Consider the following 17,950-nt stretch of genomic DNA (forward strand, 5'->3'; position numbering starts at 1 on the left):
GGATACCTCATCCGGTCTGCTCGTCACGTGGCACGACATATTGCCATCCCGCACTGACACCGGCCGTCGTCGGACAAAGCCGCCGAGAATCAAGCCAGTTGACAGCAAGGCAGGCACGCGAGCTCGATAATGGAGCGGGCCCGAACCGCACGCCGCGATCATTTCGGGGGGATGTCTTGGACGACCCACTGGAGACGAGATCAGCACTGGACCGGCTCACCGAGCGGGTTGACGACATAGAAGCAGGACAAGCACGCCACGAGGGGGGACTGCACGGCGTGCGTACCGATGTCAGCAGGTTGAGCGGCGATGTCACCGACGTACGCCATGAGGTTGCAGGGCTGAAGAGTGAGGTCACCGACACGCGTCAGACCCTCGACACCTTCATCGAGCAGTACGGTCGCGACCGGGAGGTCGCAAAGGCGCAAGCCGAACTGAACCGCCTGACCACCGAGTGGCACGCGGACTTCGCACAACGCAAGCACACTCGCGCCCTGGCTCGCGGGCTGGTCCACACCCTCACCGCACAGGCCGTCCACAGGAACGTGGTCAACACGGCCACCGTGCGCGCCTGTACTGAAGAACGGTTGCTCCTCGAACCGACATACTGGCTTGCGCCAGCCACGATGGCCGTCGCGGTCAGGTTCCGCGCCGAGGAGGATCGAGGCGAGAGCGCTCGTGCACACGCCACCGCTCTGGACGCTGCTAAAGCAAATCTCTTCTTTTCACTCACCTGTTCCCGCCTCGGAAACGAGACCGAAGCAGCTGCATGGATGGACCTTTACCTCCAATCGCTCGACCCCGACGAGCTCGGTCAAGAGTTCTTCGTCGTCCTGGATGCGATCGCGAGCAAGGAACTAGGTGACGAGGCGCTCGGCTACACCCGGCAGGCTATGTCGCGATGGAACCAGGAAAGACTCACCTTCTCGACCGGCGCGAGGAGAGTCGCAGGAAAGAGCGGTGGCACTCAACTTGAATCCCGGCTGCTGAACCTGCGCAGCCGCATTGCCGAGAACCAGTACATGGCGCTTCGCGAGACATGCGGAGATGATTGGGAAGCGCTCCGGGACGGTTGGGAACTCGCGACCGTGCCCGAGGGCACTCTGAACTTCCTCAGGCGCACGTTTCCAGACGGCCCGGACGGAGTTGACTCGCCGGTCAGCTACAGTGGCCACGTCGAAAGCGCCCTGGAGCGTCTCATCAATCAGCAAGAACCCGATGAGGCGGATATGCGCGAGAGGATGCGCCGACTTGAGCGTGTCATCGAGCATGGCGGAGACCTTGAGGCTGCCAACAGAGCACACGAGTCGTCACTCGGCCCCGATGCGGGCCCGGTGACCTTCATGGCGCTTCTTGACCGGGCTGTCTTCGAACCGGGCGAAGCACAGCTCAGCCAGCCGGCCCGACGTATGGCTTTTCGCGCAATCTGGCCAAGCATGGAGGGCGTTGCCAAACGCTTCACTGAATCCTCCCGACTTCGTCTTCCGCGTCATATCACCTTGGTTGTCGCAGACTGGTCCTGCGCTGTTCCCACAGATCCAAAGGCGATGGCCAAAACGAATACACTCGTCGATGAACTCGCCACGCAGATCGAGCAACGGACCCAGGTTCAGTCGGACGCTGTCGTGCGCAGGTGGCCGCGTGTATGTGCCGCCCTGGGGGTCGGCTGCCTCACCGGATCGCTCATAGTGCCGTTCATCGATGGCGTGGCGAGGTGGTTCTTCGCCACGCTCACGGTCTGCATGTTCGCGTGGGCAATCTGGGAGATATTGAGTGTTCCTCACCGCAAGAAGCGCGTGCGTCAGCACGGGAATCAATTGCGGTACAACTCCGTCACGACATTGTCGATGGCGTTGGACGAGTGCGAGGAATTCTTCGAGGAATGGCGTGAAGCAATGGAACAGATGCCCTCCCTCACTCTATGGGGAGGGAATCATAAAATGGACTGAACACTGGGTGAGGTGAAGCGATTCGAGAGAGGAAAAGAAAAGAGACCGGTGGACACCTCCAAGCTGATCGGCGGACGCTACAAACCTCAGGGTGACCCTGTCAGTGGCGCTATGGGCGATGTGTGGGCCGCCGAGGATATGAGACTGGGCCGCACCGTGGCTCTGAAACTCCTCGCACGGAGCCGCCTCACCCAGCAGGGAGTCCCCACGGAGTTCAGCGAGTGGACAGTGAAAAGGTTCAAGCGTGAGGGGCCTGCTATGGCCCGGGTCAACCACCCCCACGTCGCACACATCTATGACACCGGCGAACACGACGGCGAGCTCTATATCGTGATGGAATACATCACGGGCCGGTCGCTGACCGAGTATCTAAAGACGGGTCCGACCCTCACCTTGGAGCGAACCGTGCGATGGACGCGCGAGATCTGCGAGGGCCTCGAAGCCGCGCACTCCTGTGGTGTGCTTCACCACGACATCAAGCCCGACAACATCATGATCACGCGCCAGGGTGAAGTGAAGATCGTGGACTTCGGACTGGCTTCCTTCGCTGACGCCACCCAGTCCCATACAGGCGCGGGAACCCCGCTGTACAAGGCACCAGAGCGCTGGAACGACGACCTGGGCAGCGTGCGCAGCGACTTGTACTCCGTGGGCTGCGTCCTGCACGAGATGCTGACCGGGCGCACTCCCTTCGGCAGTGCTCAGGACGCCCCCATGGCCGTAGGCAGGATGCATCAGGACGACATCCCAGCACCTCCTAGCGCGCATCGCCCGGGCGTACCCGACCAACTCGACGCCATCGTCCAAACTCTCCTGGCCAAGGATCCGGCGCATCGCCCGAAGAGCGCCGAGATGGTTGCAGAGACGATGAGGGAGATCCAGAACACTCTGGGCGCAGAAGAGCTGACCGGTGCCGACAGACAAGCCGATCTGCCTGATGCTCCGGGCAGCGACACTCGCCTGTCACGGCGGATCCGGGAACTGGATCGCCGTATCTTCGATTTGGAAATCCGATGCGGAGAGAGTGACCAGTCAGTGATCGAAGCACGCATGGAGCATGCCGAGCTCACCGGCCAATCTGGTGACGCACGAGGAGCCGCAGCCCTGTACAACAGGCTTGGCCACGACTGTCAAAACTTCTTCGACCCCTATGACGTGCGAGTGCTGAACGCCTTCGAGGGCGTCGCACGGTGGATCGCAAGGTCGAACAAACAGTAACTAGTACTCCAGTGGGGCTTCACCATTCCCGCTGGAGTACTAGGTTCCACCTCGAAGACTTCGTGCAGTGCTTCAAGCCGGGCGAGGATCGTGCAAAGCGGGTCAAGAGTGAGCGTTTCAAGCCGTTCACCTACGACGAGCTGGTTGCCCGCGACAAGGCGAACCTCGACATCACCTGGCTGCGTGATCCGAGCCTCGACGATGTTGACAGTCTTCCTGCTCCTGAGGTTCTGGCGGCCGAGATCATCGAGGACCTCCAGGCTGCCCTCTCGGAGTTCGCTGCGATTGCCGAGACGCTGGAGCAGGCCAAGGCAGATCGCCAGACTGTCTGACGAAGCGGAACCAGGCGGCAGAGACAACGGGTAACTCGTAGGGGAGGTCACCCTTGGCAGGGTGACCACGGGGTGCAGGAGACTCTCCAACTGTGCGCAACCCCAGAGCCCTTGTCAGTGCTCCGGTTTAGCCTTCGTCCATGCGACCGCCTCTCGAAAACGTTCTCCGCAATGCGCTCGTACAAAACCTGGAGCTGATCGAGCCGGGGCTCCGACCGGTTCAGTTCGAGGAGTACCCGCTGCCCAACGCACACGGCACCAGGGGCAGCATCGACATCCTGGCCCGTGATCGCCATCAGATGTGGGTGGTCATCGAGCTTAAGCGGTCCCGGTCCAGCGCGCGGCAAGCCCTGCACGAGGTCAACAAGTACACCGAGCTCCTCTGCCGGGAGAAGAACCTCGCGCCGGACCGCATCCGCGCGGTGATTCTCGCCATGCCGGACGACTGGGAAGAACTCCTGATCGCTGTCAGCCACGCCGCGCGTGACTGGAGTCATGATCTTCGCGGGTACCAACTGCTCTTGGACAGCGACGGCACCCCCATCGGGACCGAACGGGTGGAGTTTCTGCCTCGGGCGTTCGAACCCCGCATCACCCCCATCCACAACCTGTTCTTCTTCACCACGGAGGAACAGCGTGAGCAGGGCTGGAGGATCATCTGCAAGGTCGCGGACGAGTTGGGGGCGCTCGACCTGCTGGCGGCGGATCTAGACCGCGTAGCGGACAAGCACTCCTTCCCTGCGCCTTTCGGCCTGTACCTAGCGGTAGGCCGAGTGAACGAGGAGCTCGCCGCAACGGATCTCCTGGGTGGTTATGACGGACCGGAGCCGTTCGCCGAAGAGCACCAGGCCGAGTACCTGGCCCTCTGCGAGCTCTGTAACCGCCTTGCGCGCAGCAAGCTGCGTGGAATGAAGATGGGGTCTGCACAGCCAGGGCAGTTGAAGAATCTCCGTGACGACCCCAACTGGGCCATCCAAGGCTTCCGAGGTACCGGCGCCTACGACGACACAGCCGCGTTCGAGCAGCAAGACCTGTTCCGCTTCCTGACCGGGGATGAACGAGGCGACAGTCAGATCCTGTACACAGGCACCGCCAGCCCGCAGGTTGCCAGCCGTTGGAACACATTTAGGCAGGAGGCCCGGCAGAGCTTCGCCGGCAACCACGAGTGGGAGTCACTCGTGGACGGCTGGCTCGACGAGGTGGGCCCGAAGGTCGGTGAGGGAGACGTCGGACTGCACGTCTACAACCCCTGTGACCTCCTGCAAACAATCATCCATGGGTGGCCGGACGGCCTGGACAATCTCCTACCCATGGTCATGGGCGAGGCCGTACCCCGCCACGGGCTGCGGCACTCGGTGCGTGGCGCCCTGTGCTGGAACGGCCGAGGCATGTCATTGCGGGATGCGGTACGGTTCGTGTACCGCGATCCGCTGTTCTTGATGAGCAACATGTACGCGGGAACCGTGTGGGAACGTGACCGAGAGCTCTTGGATCTCCTCGGGCTGCACTACGTGCTCCTGGAGAAGATCGGACCCGTTGGGTCCGAGGCGACGGTAGTCGACGAGCACCGCATCTGGACACATCACGATCAGGGTCCCCGCGTCTACTCCTCAGAAACGGACCCTCGCGGGTACGCGCAGGCGTACGCAAGCATTGCGGCTGATGGCGAGATCGTCTCGATTGGGCAGTACCTCAACAGGCATTCCCACGAGGTGGAGCTGGTGGCCCGGGAGTACCGTGCCCTCACTCATGGCTTCTAGCGCTCGCCGGATTCGGTAGGGGATCAGTCCCAGGGCGCCACGAATGAGCAGGTCAGCATGCGATAGGTGAAAAAGGCTTGACTGAGGTGACCATCGTGCCGAGGCGGATACGTTCGGTGACACCGGCAGCCGCGGTCAGGGTCGGCACGGCGCCGAACCACGGACCGTCGCGGAAGGGGACGCGCCACGTCAGGTGGTCGTAGGTGTACGCGGCGTGGAAGCCCAGCTCCTCCGCTCGTCGCCAGGTGTCGCGCCCGCCCTCGTGCCAGCGCTGTACGGGCAGGATGCACGTGCTCAGTCTCATGCTGCGAGGGTATGCCGGGCGAGTGGGTGAGCGCGTTCACCTGGCATGATGCAGTGGTATGGACCACTCGCGCGATCCCGAAGCCTTCCCGAGCACCGAGGCGGCCGTCCGGGCGATCCGGGCCGTCGCCGAGCGGCACGGCCTCCCGGTGACCGTCGAGCACGCGATCGGGGCGGACGAGTCGTCGCGGCGCACCGCCGCCGGGGCGTTCGCCGTGACCGACGAGGACGGTTCGCTGCCGCACGAGGCGTGGCTGGAGATCCCCGCGACCGAGGGCCCGCTCACCCCGCACATCACCGTGCAGGTCTTCGAGGAGGGGGACGCGCACCTCACGCTGGACGGGATCACGTTCCACGACGTCCCGCGCGAGCAGGCCCCCGCGTTCCTGGAGACGGTCCTCGACGGGCGGGCGCGGGTGAAGATGACGTGGTGGCCGCCGTACTGCCGGCTGATCGTGGCGCTGCCGGGCGACCGTACGTACAAGGAGGTCGTGCCGATGGTGCACGGCGGGCTGTCCCGCTGGATGAACGCGCTCGCGCGGTAGGACGCGGGCGCCGCGTGCCGCGTGCCGCCTACGCTCGTCCCATGACGGACGATCTCTCCCGCGCGACGGGGCAAGTGTCGCTCGGCGACCCCGCGTTCACCTATCCGCTGTGGCCGCCGATGACGGCCGGGTGTCCGAGGACGAGCACCGAGGCGCTCTCCTACCCGGTGGAGGTCGACTACGCGTACGAGGAGGTGGACGGCCCGGCGCTGTTCGCCCGCTCCGCCTCCGGCCGTTCCGACGGGATCGGGCGGTGGGCGCCGTTGATGCCGCCGCTCGTCGGGGCGGGGCTCGCGGAGGGCGGGACACCGCTCGTACCGCTGGAGGACGGCGTCTACGTCAAGGACGAGTCCCGTAATCCCACGTGGAGCCACAAGGACCGGCTCAACCGCGTCGCCGTGAGCGCGGCCGCGCGCATGGGCGCACCGGGCGTCGTCGTCGCCTCGTCCGGGAACCACGGTGCCTCGGCCGCCGCCTACGCCGCCCGCGCCGGGCTGCGCTGCGTCGTCATCGCGTCCTCGCACGTGCCCCCGGCCGTGCTGTCGTTCCTGCGTGCGTACGGCGCCGAGGTGCTGCCCGTGCCCGAGGACGCCCGCTGGCCGCTGCTGCGCCTGCTCGTCGAACGGTGCGCGCTGCACCCCGTCAGCAACCTCACCCCCACCCACACCGGCCACGCCTTCGGGCCCGAGGGCTACAAGACGGTGGCCTACGAGCTGTTCGCGGACCTCGGCACCGTGCCCTCGGCCGTTTACGTGCCCGTCGGGTACGGGGAGCTGCTGTTCGGCGTCGGCAAGGGCTTCGAGGAGCTGCGCCGCCTCGGCGTGACCGACCGGGTGCCGCGCCTGTTCAGTGCCGAGCCGGACGCGGGCGGGCCGCTCGCCGCCGCCGTCCGTACGGGCGTGCCCGCCACGCACGTCGAGGTCGGCCCCACGGACGCGTACGCCATCGACTCCTCCGCAGGCGGCTACCGCGCCCGGCACGCGCTGCTGCGCAGCGGGGGAGAGCCGCTGCTGGTCAGCGACGCGCAGATGCGGGACGCGCAGCGGGAGCTGGCGGGCCAGGGGATGTGGGCCGAGCTGTCGAGCGCGGCGGGGCTCGCGGCGTACCGCGCGCGCTCCGGGGCGACGCCCGCCAAGGATGCCGGGGCTGCCGGGGATTCCGGGGACGCCGGGGACGGGCCTGTCGTGTGCGTGTCCACGTCGAGCGGCTTCAAGGATCTCGGCGTCGGGACCGAACCCGTCGAGCCCGTCTCGCCCGAGTGGGACGCGCTCGTGCCCCGGCTGCGCGCGGCCGGCCTCCTCGACTGAGGCTGGTCCGTGGCCGTGGGCTGGGGCGCGGTGGGCTTTGACTTCCGCTCCCCGCCCTAAAGGGCGGGGATTCCTACCACGGTCGGCTGACCGTCTCGGTGGGTTCCTGCTTCTTCGCGCTGTGCCGGGACAGGTCCCGGTCTTACCCGCGCTCGACAGGCAGATACCGCAAGTCCTGCGGTCTTGGCGACGTTGAGCGCCGCATTGATGTCCCGGTCCAGCCACGCGGCGCACGCCCGGCACTGCCAGACGCGAACACCGAGAGGCTTGGGGCCGTCCTTGACGCCGCACTGCGAGCACACCTGAGACGTGGGCTCGAAGCGGCCGATGCGTACGAAGGTGCGCCCGTACCGGGCGGCCTTGTACTCCAGCATCGTTAGAAACGCCGACCATCCGGCGTCGTGGACGGACTTGGCCAGGCGCGTACGGGCGAGTCCCTTGACCGACAGGTCTTCCACTGCGACCGCTTGGTTTTCGCGGATCAGCTTCGTGGAGAGCCGGTGGTGGAACTCGCGCCGCGCGTCGGCAACCCGTGCGTGAGCGCGGGCGACCTTGATACGGGCCTTGGTCCGGTTGCTGCTGCCCTTTGCCTTCCGGCTGAGGCGCTGCTGTTCGCGCTTGAGCTTCTTCTCGGCCCGTCGAAGGAAACGGGGGCTGTCGATCTTCGTGCCGTCTGAGAGGATCGCGAAGTGGGACAGCCCCAGGTCGATGCCGACCACGGCCTCGGTCTCGGGCAGTGCCTCGTCCGCTTCGGTCTCGACCACGAACGAGCAGAAGTACCGCCCGGCGGCGTCCTTGATCACTGTCACCGTGGACGGTGTGGACGGCAGGAGACGGGACCACTTCACCCGGACATCGCCGATCTTCGGCAACGACAGGTCCCCGCCCATGGTGATCTTCCACCGGGCGTTCGCGGTGAAGCGGACGGCCTGCCGGTTGTCCTTGCGGCTCTTGAACCGGGGTGCGCCCATACGCGGGCGCTTGCCCTTGAGGCCGTCAAAGAAGTTCCAGTATGCGGTGTCCAGGTCTCGAAGGGACTGCTGGAGCACGACGGCGGACACCTCGCCGAGCCATGCGCGTTCCTCGGTCTTCTTCGCCTCAGTGATCAGCAGCTTCGACAGGTCCCCGGTCTTCGGGAACGCCTCACCGGCCGCACGGGCGGTCTCACGAGCGCGGAGCGCATCGTTATAGACCACCCGCGAGCACCCGAACGCCCTGGCCAGCGCCGAGCGCTGCGGACCGTTCGGGTACATCCGGAAGGAGTACCTAAGCTGCATTTCGACCATCGTACGACAGTTGGTTTATGACTGACATGCAGAACATCCGTACAGGCAGGCACTGCGCCTCGCGCTTCACGCGCATTTGGTTTTCGTGACGAAGTACCGGCACAAGGTCTTCACCGACGCACACCTCAAGCGCACGGAAGAGATCATGCGCGACGTCTGCGAAGACTTCGAGTGCGAGCTGATCGAGCTCAACGGCGAGAACAGCCACGTCCACCTGCTGGTGAACTTTCCGCCGAAGGTCGCCCTGTCCAAGCTCGTCAACTCCCTGAAGGGAATCAGCTCCCGCCGGCTCCGCCAGGAGTACCCAGAACTGGTCCGGCGCTACTGGCGAGCACAACGACTGTGGTCCGGCTCGTACTTCGCCGGATCGGTCGGCGGGGCTCCCCTGTCGATCGTGAAGCAGTACATAGAGCAGCAGAACCGGCCCGTCTGAGCTGAAGTCAACAGTGCAGGTCCGTGCCCCCGGCGCGGGTCAGAGCACTTCTCAGAACCGCTTCACCACCGGGCTAAAGCCCGATGCACTGCGGTTAGACCCGGTAGCGCAACAGGACGTTGCCCGAGCGGAACGTCGTCACCGCGCCGGGCGTCAGCTCGACGCGCTCCTTCAGCCCCGCGAACAGGCTGCGGCCGCCGCCCAGCAGCACCGGGTGCACCAGGATCCGCAGCTCGTCCACCAGTCCCTGCTCCAGCAGGGACACGGTGAGGTCCGAGCTGCCGAAGACCGCGACGTCACCGCCGCTCCCAGGGGCCCCGGCGGTTGACTCGCGGCGGAGCCGGGCGATCTCGGCGGGCAGGTCGGAGCCGTCGACGCTGCGGGAGCCCTCCCAGGGGGTGAGGGGGTGACCGCCGCTCGTGACCACGGTCTTGGGCACGGCGTTCATGAAGGCCGCCACCTCGGGGAGGCGCTCGGCGGCCTCGCCGCCGTCCCAGACCTCGGCGAAGTGCTCGTACGTACGCCGCCCCAGCAGCAGGGCGCCCACCTCGCGGCTCTGGCGCAGGTTCCACTCGAAGAACTCCTCGTCGTACACCCCCCAGCCCAGTGATCCGCCGGGCCCCTCGTGGTATCCGTCGAGGGAAGTGAACAGGAACGCGAACACCTTCGCGCCGCTCATCTCGTCTCCTTTCGACCGTTCCGACCGTTCCAACTGTTCCGGCCGTTCCAACTGTTTCGAAAGATCCGACCCGCTCCGGCTGCGGACCTCATCGGTCGGTCAGACCATGCCGTGCCGGTACGCGTAGGCGACGGCCTGGGCGCGGTCGCGGGCGTCGATCTTCGCCAGCAGCCGGTTGATGTGGCTCTTGACCGTCCCCTCGCTGACGACGAGGCGCTCGGCTATCTCTCCGTTGGACAGCCCGCCCGCGATGAGGGTCAGCACCTCCGCCTCCCGGGGCGTGAGTCCGGCAGGGGAGCGGGGCGGCGTGCCCCCGCCCGGGCCGGTCGGATCCGTGAGCGCGTCGATCAGGTGGTGCTGCACCGCCGGGTCGATCACCGCCTGCTCGTCCAGCACGCGCCGCAGCGCCTGGTGGATCTCCTCGCCGCCCGAGTCCTTGGTGAGATAGCCGCGCGCACCGGCCCGCAGCGCGTCCAGCACGGAGCGGTCGTCCGAGTACGTCGTCAGCACCACGACCTTGCTGTCCGGGACGCGCTCCCGCAGCAGCCGGGTGGCCTCGACCCCGTCGCAGCGCGGCATCCGCAGGTCCATGAGCACGACGTCGGGGGCGAGTTCGGCGGCGAGGCCGACGGCCTCCGTCCCGTCCCCGGCGACGCCCACGACCTCGACGTCCGGCAGCAGCCCGAGCACCATCGTCAGCCCCTCCCGGACGACGCGCTGGTCGTCGGCGACGAGGACACGGATCGGCGATCCGCTCATACGGGCACCTCCAGATCTACGCGGAAGCCGGTGGGCGTCGGTCCGGTGACGAGTCTGCCGCCCAGCAGTTCGGCACGCTCGCGCATCCCCGTGAGGCCGTAACCTCCGCCGTCTCCGTCACCCCCGCCCTCTCCACCGCCGTTCATGGGCTCTCCGGGCTCCCCCTCGCCCGCGCCCCCGTTCCCTGCCGCGAAGTCCTCGATCGTCAGGTGGGCGCCGGACGGTGCGTACGTCAGGCGGACCTCTACGCGGTCGGCGTGGCGGGCGTGCTTGGCGACGTTGGTCAGCGCCTCCTGCGCGACCCGGTACAGGGCGAGGCGGGACTCGGTGCCCAGCTCGTGCGGCTCGCCGCCGGATATGAGGCGGCAAGGCGTGCCGCGGTCCCGCTCGAACCGCTCCACCAGCGCGGACAGCCCCTCGGGACCGGGCAGTTCGTCGTCGCGGAGCGTGCCGATCGCGCGGCGGGCCTCGGCGAGGCCGGAGCGGCCCAGGCGGTGCGCGCGGTCGATGACCTCGGGGATCCGGGGGTCGGCCGGGTCGGCGGCGGCGAGCATCCGGGCGCCTTCGAGCTGGAGCATCAGCCCGGAGAGCGAGTGCGCGAGCACGTCGTGCATCTCGCGGGCCAGGCGCTGGCGCTCCGCCAGGCCCGCCGCCTCCGCCTCGGCGGCACGGCTCTGCTCCAGCTCCGCGAGGAGGCGCTCGGCCAGCCGGTTGGCCTCGGCGAGGCGCATGGCGAGGAACATCGCCCCGTAAAAGGCGCCGACCATCACCGCGTTGAGCAGCGCGGAGGTGAGGGAGCCGCGCTGGGCGACCGCCATCACCGTCGCCAGCAGCACCAGGGCGCCGACCGTCAGCGGCACGGAGAGGTGACCGCGCAGGCGGGGCGCGAGGAGGGAGAGGCCGACGAATATCCCGGCCACCGCCGCGCCGTCCGGCTGGAGCCACACCAGCGCCGCCGAACCGGCCATCAGCACCGTGACGCACGCAGCGTGCGCCCAGCGGGGGACGCGGGCCCAGCTCAGCACGTGGTCCCAGCCCGGGACATGGTCCCGGCCCGGCAGCCGGGCCCGGCCGGGTCCCCGGAGCGTGACCAGGGCCCCCAGCCCTCCGACGGCCACCGCGCCCAGGGCGCACGAGACCGCCAGCCCGCGGCCCGCCGCTCCCGGACCCGGACGCGCGTGCAGCGCGGACCAGACCACGACGGCCAGGACGAGCGGAGCCAGCGGGCGCAGCCAGCGCACGACCGCCTCCTCCTGCCGCACCCGCGACGCCCGCAGCCCCGACGGCGAGGACGGCGAGGACGGGCGGGACGACGGAGTCGAGGTCGGGAGCGGTGCGGGGTCCGAGGCGGTGCTGGTCACTCAGAAAACGGTACGGCTCCCCTCCCGTCCCGGCATCGGCTCACGGGTGGAGGCCGATCCCTCCGCCCACGGGTGGAGGCCGCTCAACCCCTGGTCAGAGAGGCGCCGTGCGGTGAAGTTCTGCCCAGGGGCAGACGCGTCGGGGCCCCTCGCCGCCGCACTCTGGTGCGCCATGAACACCCTTGATCCCAAAACCGGCCCCGCCCTCACCGACCCCCGCACCCGTGCCGCGTTCCGTGGTGTGAAACGGCTCGTCGGGGCGTACGCGGCGCTCAGCGTGGCCACCGTCGCGGTCGCCGTCCTGCTGCGCGACCACCACGACCTCGTCACCGACGCGGTCTGGATACGGGGCGTCGCCGTCGCCGTCAGCTCGCTCGCGATGTGTCTGTTCGTCGCCCGCGCCGCGCGCGGATCGCGCCCGGCGTTCCGACGGATGCGGATCATCTGCGTCGCGATGGTCGTCGCCATCGCCGTGATCGTCGCGCTGCCCGGCGCCTTTCCGGTGTGGATGAGGGTCGAGCAGGCCGTCTGCGGGCTGTTCCTGCTGCCCGTCCTGGTGCTGACCGGGCGGGGACGGCTGGCCGAGCTGTTCGCCGACCGGAGGTAGCCCGCTCAGCCCTGTACGCCGACCGGGAGCAGCCCGCTCAGCCCGCCGCCGTCGTGATCACCTCGTCCAGGACCGCCCGCGTACGCCGCAGGTCCCGGATCGAGCAGTCGATCCGGGCGCGTTCCGCCTCCAACTGCTCGACCAGCCAGGGCGTCGCCGTCTCCGCGGGGCCGCCGTCGTGGTCGCGCATGCAGGGGAGGATGTTCGCGATCTTGTCGCCGCTCAGCCCGGCGGCCAGCAACTGCTGGATGAGGATCACGCGGTCGACGGCCGCCTCCGGGTACTCCCGGTGACCGCCGGGGGTGCGTTCGGAGGCGAGCATGTGCTTCTGCTCGTAGTAGCGCAGGGAGCGTACGCTCACGCCCGTACGCTGCGAGAGTTCGCCGATACGCATGGGATCCGGCCTCCTCGTCCGCCGTCCGCCCTCGCGGCGCCCGGGGTTGAATCTGACACCGGTGTCAGATCATACGGTCCCGGCATGACGAACACAGCCCCCGCGTCCGACGCCCCCGCATCCGGCCTCCTCTCCCCTTACTCCCCCGGTCACCTCGGCCTCTCCCTCCCCAACCGGATCGTCCTGGCGCCCATGACCCGCTTCCGGGCCCGGGAGGACGGGACGCCGCTCCCGGTCGTCGCCGACTTCTACGCGCAGCGCGCGACGGCCGGGCTCCTCGTCACCGAGGGCATCTGGCCGCACCGCCGGGGCCAGAGCGGCTGGCGCATCCCCGGCCTGGAGACCGAGGAGCACGTCGCCGGGTGGCGCGCGGTCACCGAGGCCGTGCACGCGCGCGGCGGGCGGATCTTCGCGCAGCTCATGCACGGCGGGCGGCAGGGCCACCCGCGTTCGCGGCTGCTCGGCGACGTGCCGGCCGGGCCCTCCGCCGTGCCGACGCCGGGCCCGCTGCATGTGAAGGACGGCAAGGCCGAGCCGCCCGTTCCGCGGGAGATGAGTGTCGACGACATCCGTACCGCGATAGACGATCACGTCGCCGCCGCGCGCAACGCCCTCCGGGCGGGCTTCGACGGCGTCGAGATCCACGGGGCCAACAGCTATCTGACCCACCAGTTCCTCGCCGACAACACCAACCTCCGCACCGACGCGTACGGACGCGACAAGACCCTCTTCGCGCGGGAGCTGGTCACCGCCGTCGCCGACGCGATCGGCGCCGGCCGGCTCGGGCTGCGGCTCTCCCCCGGGAACCCGCAGTTCGGCATGGCCGAGGCCGACCCGGCGCCCGTCTACCGCGCGCTGCTCGACGCGCTCGACCCGCTGGGCCTGGCCTATCTCCACCTCACCGACAACGACGACTACCCGGCGCTGGCCGACCTCCGTCCGCGCTGGAGCGGCGCGCTGATCGCCAACGTCGGCGAGAACCACGGGCCGACCACCCGGGAGCAGGGCGAGCGGACGCTCGCGGCGGGCGTCGCGGACCTGGTCTCGTACGGGCGCGCGTTCCTCACGCACCCCGACCTGCCCGCGCGCATCGCCGCGAAGGACCCGCTCGCCACCCCGATCGACATGGAGCACCTCTACACGCACGGCGCGAAGGGGTACACCGACTACCCGACGATGGAGGAAGAGGCGGAGGCGGCGAAGACCGCGGAGGCCGCGAAGCCGGAAGGCGCGGCCCGGGTCCTCAGCGGTGCAGCGGCACGGTGAACTCCTTCAGCCAGGTGCGCCGGGCGAAGTCGCGGGCCTTGATCACGACCTCGTGGCGGCGCACCTCGACCTGGAGGCCCTGGTTGAACGGCCCCTCGACGCCCTCTTCTCCTCCGGAACCGTTGTCGCGGTAACCCTTCTCGATCGCACCGGTGTTGACGACCGTGAACCCGGCGAGGTTCGCCGTGCCGGGCACCACGCGGCGCACGACCCAGTCGGACAGGTCCAGGTCCCAGTGGGTGTGGCCGCAGAAGAGGAAGACGTCCGGGTGCCGGCCCAGGATCTCCAGCAGACGATCCGGTTGCAGATAGTCGCTCATGTAGAGCTTGTTGCGGGTGCCGGAGACCGTGTTGGGAAGCGGGTGGTGGGTCAGCACCATCACCGGCCTGCGCCGCCGCGACCAGTACCGCAGCCGGTCCTCCAGCCAGGCGAACTGCCGGTCGCTGAGCCACACCTCGTCCCACAGCTTCGGGTCGTGGTACTTCGCGTACCGCTCCGTGCCGAGCGTCAGCACGGGTATGCCGCCGAACGAGAACTCGTCGTAGACGCGGCCCCGTTCGGAGAACCGGTAGAAGCTGCGGAAGAGCGAGTCCTCCGTCGTGCCGTTCGGCCAGGTCTCCTGGGAGAGGGTGTCGGGGTCGCGCCACTTCGGCACGTAGAACTCGTGGTTGCCGATCGCCCAGGCGACGGTCCTCGGGTGCGGGTGCTTCTTGAGGCGCTCGCGCACCTGGGCGTACTCGAAGTCGTAGCCGCGCGGGGTGATGTCGCCCGCGACGCCGAGCCCGGCGCTGTGCGGGTTGACGGCGGCCATGTCGTCGAGGGCCTTGCCGAAGTCGTTCAGGTCGCCCTGGATGTCGCTGATGATGTTGAAGCGGACGGTCCCGTGGCCGGACCGTCCCCGAGCGGATCGTCCCGTAGCGGACTGTCCCGTACGGTCCGCACCCGCGGAAGCGGACCCGGAAGCGGCCTCGGCCGCCCCCGTCCCGGCCCCCGTCAGCAGCACCCCGGCCGACGCCGCGCCCGCGGCGCCCACGAAAGCTCTGCGTTCCATCGTTCGTTCTCCTCCTTCGCCCCCCGCCCGCCCCAAGATCGGCGCACGCGGTGACTATTCGATGTCGCCCCGGTGGATTCGGAACTACCGTGTCCTGACATGCCACCGATTCCCACCGGCTCCGCCGAGCCCGCCGACCCCCGGGACATCGTGCGGCGCGGGTACGACGCGCTCGCCGAGCGTTACGACGAGGCGTTCGGCTCCGCGGCCAAGTACGGGCCCTGGCTCGACGAGCTGCGCGGACACCTCGCACCCGGCAGCGACGTGCTGGACCTCGGCTGCGGCGGTGGCGTCCCCGTGGCCCGCGAACTGGCGGCCGCCGGGCACCGCGTGACCGGCGTCGACATCAGCCCCCGGCAGATCGCGCGCGCCCGCGAGCGCGTGCCCGGCGCGGTGTTCGTGGAGGCCGACCTCACCGATCCCGCCGCGTTCGGTCCGACGCCCCGCTCGTTCGACGCCGTCGTCTGCCTCTACGCGCTCATCCACGTCCCCGAGGCCGAACACCCGGCCCTCCTCCGCCGGATCGCCGCCTGGCTCCGTCCCGGCGGCCGTCTCCTGTGCACCACCGGGCAGGACGCGCTCACGGGCTCCGACCCCGACTGGCTCGGCGGTGGCGTGCCCATGTGGTGGAGCCATCCCGACGCCGCGACCAGCAGGGCGTGGCTGACGGAGGCCGGACTCGACGTCGTACGCCAGGAGTTCGTGCCGGAGGGCGACGGCGGGCACGCGCTCTTCTGGGCGCGGAAGGCCGCGACAGCATGAACGGCAACGCCGACGGCAACAGGAACAGCAACAGCCGTATGCACGGCGACGAGCGCGAGATCACGCCCGCCCTCGTACGTCACCTCGTCGCCCGCCAGTTCCCGCACTGGGCGGACCAGCCCGTGACGCGCGTGCCGTCCACGGGGACCGTGAACGCGATGTTCCGGCTCGGGGACGACATGGCCGTACGGCTGCCGCGCGTTCCGGGCGGCGTCGAGGACGTGGCGCTGGAGCACGACTGGCTCCCGTATCTCGCGCCCCGCCTGCCCGTTCCGGTCCCCCAGGTGCTCGGCAAGGGCCTCCCTGCACCGGAGGACGGCTATCCCTGGCCCTGGACCGTGCTGCGCTGGCTCGACGGCGCGAATCCGGTCGTCGGCCGCCTCACCGACCCCGGCCGGCTGGCGCGCGGCCTCGCGGAGTTCGTCGCCGCGCTCCGCCGCGTCGACGCCACGGGCGGGCCCCCGGCGTACCGGGGCGGCCCGCTCGCCGGACTCGACGCGGCAACCCGCGAGGCGCTCGCGCAGCTCGGCGCGCTGCGCGAGCGAGGGCTCGTGGACCTCGGCGCGGACGCGGTGCCCGCGCTGACGGAGGCGTGGGAACGCGCCCTGGCCGCGCCCCTCTGGCCGGGCCCGCCCGTGTGGGTCCACTCGGATCTGATGCCGGGCAACCTGCTGGTGGGCGAGGACGGCGGGCTCGCCGCGGTGATCGACTTCGGGACGCTGGGCGTGGGCGACCCGGCGTGCGACCTGGTCGCCGCCTGGTACGTGCTGCCTCCGGAGGCGCGCGAGACCTTCCGCGAGGCGCTCGGCGACGGGCCCGCGCGCCGGGACGAGCGCGCACGCTGGAACGAGCCCGCGGGCCGGGACGAGCGCGCGCTCTGGGAGCGGGGCCGGGGCTGGGCCCTGTCCATGGCCGCCCTCCAGTACCCGTACTACCGCGAGACGAACCCGCCCTTCGCCGCCGACGCGCTCCGCACCCTGCGCGCGCTCCTCGCCCCGGAAGCGGCGGGCCTCACTTCTCCTCGAACACCAGGTCCGTCGGCGGGCGGTTCATCCTGACCGTGCTGTCCGTGACGTCCACGACGGAACCGAAGCCGGTGGACTGGCCGTTGGAGATGACGAAGAGCCGGTCCTCCCGCTGCTCCAGGTAGTCGGGGAAGCCGGTCAGCTCGACGTCGCCGTCGTTCAGCGCGAAGTAGTCGGCCAGCCGCCGGAAGAGCTTGGGCAGGATGACGACGTCCTCGGTGAGCGAGTCGATGCCCTGGATCTTGGCGCCGGTCTGCGTCTCGTCCGAGGGCCACAGCCCCTTGCCCGCCTCGCGCGCGGCGTCGGCCTCCTCGGTCAGCGCCTCGCGCAGGTCCCAGAACAGCTTGCGGTAGTACGTCGGATAGGCCATGCCCTCCGCTATCTGGTGGTGGTTGGCGGTCTGCCGCAGCAGCTCCGCGTCCACCCGTACGCCGCTGCCGCTGCGCCCCGGCGCCTCGCCGCGCCCGGCGAGCGCCACGCACCGGCCGTAGATGTCGGCGCCGCGCGTGAACACGTAGCCCGCGGCGCGTTCCGGCTCCGCGCGGGTGACGACGCCGTGCTCGTCCCGCTCCACGGAGGTGAAGCCGAGCCAGGCCAGCAGCGAGGCGCTCGCCCGGTCGCCCAGCTCGCGCGGCTGGTGCAGCTCCCGCCCGTTGCGCGGCCGGTAGTGCGTCTCCAGCGCGTCGACCGCGTCGAGCCGGAGCTGGGCGCCGCCGAGCCTGTTGTGCCGGACGCGCCCCGGCACCCGCTTCCACAGCTCCGGATTGTCCGGGTAGAAGCGCACCGAGTCCCCGTCCGGACCGGCCCCGTGGACGCGGTAGTCCCCCTTGATCACGAGCATGCTCATGGCCACCCCCTGGTATGCCATCCCAGTGCCGTGCGTACCGGTCCCGTACCGGTCCACCGATTGCAG

General features: G+C 69.3%; 18 protein-coding genes and 1 pseudogene. 11 read left to right on the top strand and 8 right to left on the bottom strand.

Going from position 1 to position 17,950, the window contains the following annotated elements:
• Positions 1-176: 176 nt before the first annotated feature.
• The 4 genes from ABD343_RS04540 (at position 177) to ABD343_RS04555 (ending at position 5,259) form a co-directional block, all read left to right on the top strand.
• Positions 177-1,949: a hypothetical protein gene (locus ABD343_RS04540; protein WP_344524159.1), complete on the top strand. Its 1,773-nt coding sequence runs from the start codon at positions 177-179 to the stop codon at positions 1,947-1,949.
• A 12-nt stretch (positions 1,950-1,961) separates the two neighbouring features.
• The gene (locus ABD343_RS04545) at positions 1,962-3,167 is read left to right on the top strand and encodes a serine/threonine-protein kinase (protein ID WP_344524161.1); all 1,206 of its coding nucleotides are present in this window, start codon (positions 1,962-1,964) and stop codon (positions 3,165-3,167) included.
• Positions 3,168-3,229: 62 nt separating this feature from the next.
• On the top strand, positions 3,230-3,499 hold the full coding sequence (locus tag ABD343_RS04550) for a methyltransferase (RefSeq protein WP_344524163.1): 270 nt from the start codon (positions 3,230-3,232) through the stop codon (positions 3,497-3,499).
• Positions 3,500-3,639: 140 nt separating this feature from the next.
• Positions 3,640-5,259, top strand: coding sequence for an endonuclease NucS domain-containing protein (locus tag ABD343_RS04555; protein WP_344524165.1), 1,620 nt, complete (start codon positions 3,640-3,642; stop codon positions 5,257-5,259).
• Between the two features lie 52 nt (positions 5,260-5,311).
• Here ABD343_RS04555 and ABD343_RS04560 read toward each other — a convergent pair whose 3' ends face one another.
• Positions 5,312-5,563 (bottom strand): LLM class flavin-dependent oxidoreductase, encoded by a 252-nt coding sequence (locus ABD343_RS04560; RefSeq protein WP_344524167.1) that lies wholly within the window; start codon positions 5,561-5,563, stop codon positions 5,312-5,314.
• A gap of 58 nt (positions 5,564-5,621) precedes the next feature.
• Between ABD343_RS04560 and ABD343_RS04565 the strand changes: the two genes are divergently transcribed.
• The gene (locus tag ABD343_RS04565; protein ID WP_344524169.1) at positions 5,622-6,107 is read left to right on the top strand and encodes a hypothetical protein; all 486 of its coding nucleotides are present in this window, start codon (positions 5,622-5,624) and stop codon (positions 6,105-6,107) included.
• 41 nt (positions 6,108-6,148) lie between these two features.
• Positions 6,149-7,414 carry a threonine synthase gene (locus tag ABD343_RS04570; RefSeq protein WP_344524171.1) on the top strand — a complete coding sequence of 422 codons (1,266 nt, stop codon included), beginning with the start codon at positions 6,149-6,151 and terminating at the stop codon, positions 7,412-7,414.
• A gap of 56 nt (positions 7,415-7,470) precedes the next feature.
• Here ABD343_RS04570 and ABD343_RS04575 read toward each other — a convergent pair whose 3' ends face one another.
• On the bottom strand, positions 7,471-8,691 hold the full coding sequence (locus ABD343_RS04575) for an RNA-guided endonuclease InsQ/TnpB family protein (protein WP_344524393.1): 1,221 nt from the start codon (positions 8,689-8,691) through the stop codon (positions 7,471-7,473).
• 26 nt (positions 8,692-8,717) lie between these two features.
• On the opposite strand from ABD343_RS04575, the pseudogene tnpA reads away from it, so the two are divergent.
• Positions 8,718-9,133, top strand: a pseudogene (gene tnpA / locus ABD343_RS04580) (IS200/IS605 family transposase).
• 94 nt (positions 9,134-9,227) lie between these two features.
• On the opposite strand, the gene ABD343_RS04585 reads toward tnpA, so the two are convergent.
• The 3 genes from ABD343_RS04585 to ABD343_RS04595 all read right to left on the bottom strand — a co-directional run bounded on the left by ABD343_RS04585 (position 9,228) and on the right by ABD343_RS04595 (position 11,932).
• Positions 9,228-9,812, bottom strand: a complete 585-nt coding sequence (locus ABD343_RS04585) for a dihydrofolate reductase family protein (protein ID WP_344524173.1) — start codon at positions 9,810-9,812, stop codon at positions 9,228-9,230.
• A gap of 99 nt (positions 9,813-9,911) precedes the next feature.
• Positions 9,912-10,571, bottom strand: coding sequence for a response regulator (locus ABD343_RS04590; protein WP_344524175.1), 660 nt, complete (start codon positions 10,569-10,571; stop codon positions 9,912-9,914).
• Positions 10,568-11,932, bottom strand: a complete 1,365-nt coding sequence (locus ABD343_RS04595) for a sensor histidine kinase (protein WP_344524177.1) — start codon at positions 11,930-11,932, stop codon at positions 10,568-10,570. Before ABD343_RS04595 ends, ABD343_RS04590 begins: the two co-directional genes overlap by 4 nt.
• 172 nt (positions 11,933-12,104) lie before the next feature.
• Between ABD343_RS04595 and ABD343_RS04600 the strand changes: the two genes are divergently transcribed.
• Positions 12,105-12,539, top strand: a complete 435-nt coding sequence (locus ABD343_RS04600; RefSeq protein ID WP_344524179.1) for a hypothetical protein — start codon at positions 12,105-12,107, stop codon at positions 12,537-12,539.
• A gap of 37 nt (positions 12,540-12,576) precedes the next feature.
• Here ABD343_RS04600 and ABD343_RS04605 read toward each other — a convergent pair whose 3' ends face one another.
• Positions 12,577-12,933 carry a MerR family transcriptional regulator gene (locus tag ABD343_RS04605; protein ID WP_344524180.1) on the bottom strand — a complete coding sequence of 119 codons (357 nt, stop codon included), beginning with the start codon at positions 12,931-12,933 and terminating at the stop codon, positions 12,577-12,579.
• 84 nt (positions 12,934-13,017) lie between these two features.
• Between ABD343_RS04605 and ABD343_RS04610 the strand changes: the two genes are divergently transcribed.
• Positions 13,018-14,199, top strand: a complete 1,182-nt coding sequence (locus ABD343_RS04610; protein ID WP_344524181.1) for an alkene reductase — start codon at positions 13,018-13,020, stop codon at positions 14,197-14,199.
• Here ABD343_RS04610 and ABD343_RS04615 read toward each other — a convergent pair.
• Positions 14,177-15,250, bottom strand: a complete 1,074-nt coding sequence (locus ABD343_RS04615) for a metallophosphoesterase family protein (protein WP_344524183.1) — start codon at positions 15,248-15,250, stop codon at positions 14,177-14,179. The genes ABD343_RS04610 and ABD343_RS04615 overlap by 23 nt on opposite strands.
• 99 nt (positions 15,251-15,349) lie before the next feature.
• On the opposite strand from ABD343_RS04615, the gene ABD343_RS04620 reads away from it, so the two are divergent.
• On the top strand, positions 15,350-16,012 hold the full coding sequence (locus ABD343_RS04620) for a class I SAM-dependent methyltransferase (RefSeq protein WP_344524185.1): 663 nt from the start codon (positions 15,350-15,352) through the stop codon (positions 16,010-16,012).
• Positions 16,009-17,070 (top strand): aminoglycoside phosphotransferase family protein, encoded by a 1,062-nt coding sequence (locus ABD343_RS04625; RefSeq protein ID WP_425578091.1) that lies wholly within the window; start codon positions 16,009-16,011, stop codon positions 17,068-17,070. Before ABD343_RS04620 ends, ABD343_RS04625 begins: the two co-directional genes overlap by 4 nt.
• Here the strand turns inward: ABD343_RS04625 and ABD343_RS04630 are convergent.
• A complete protein-coding gene (locus tag ABD343_RS04630) occupies positions 17,024-17,884 on the bottom strand; it encodes a nuclease (protein ID WP_344524186.1) in 861 nt (286 codons plus the stop codon). The genes ABD343_RS04625 and ABD343_RS04630 overlap by 47 nt on opposite strands.
• Positions 17,885-17,950 lie beyond the last annotated feature (66 nt).

Origin of the sequence: Streptomyces albiaxialis, from assembly GCF_039530985.1 — a bacterium.
Lineage (GTDB): Bacteria > Actinomycetota > Actinomycetes > Streptomycetales > Streptomycetaceae > Streptomyces > Streptomyces albiaxialis.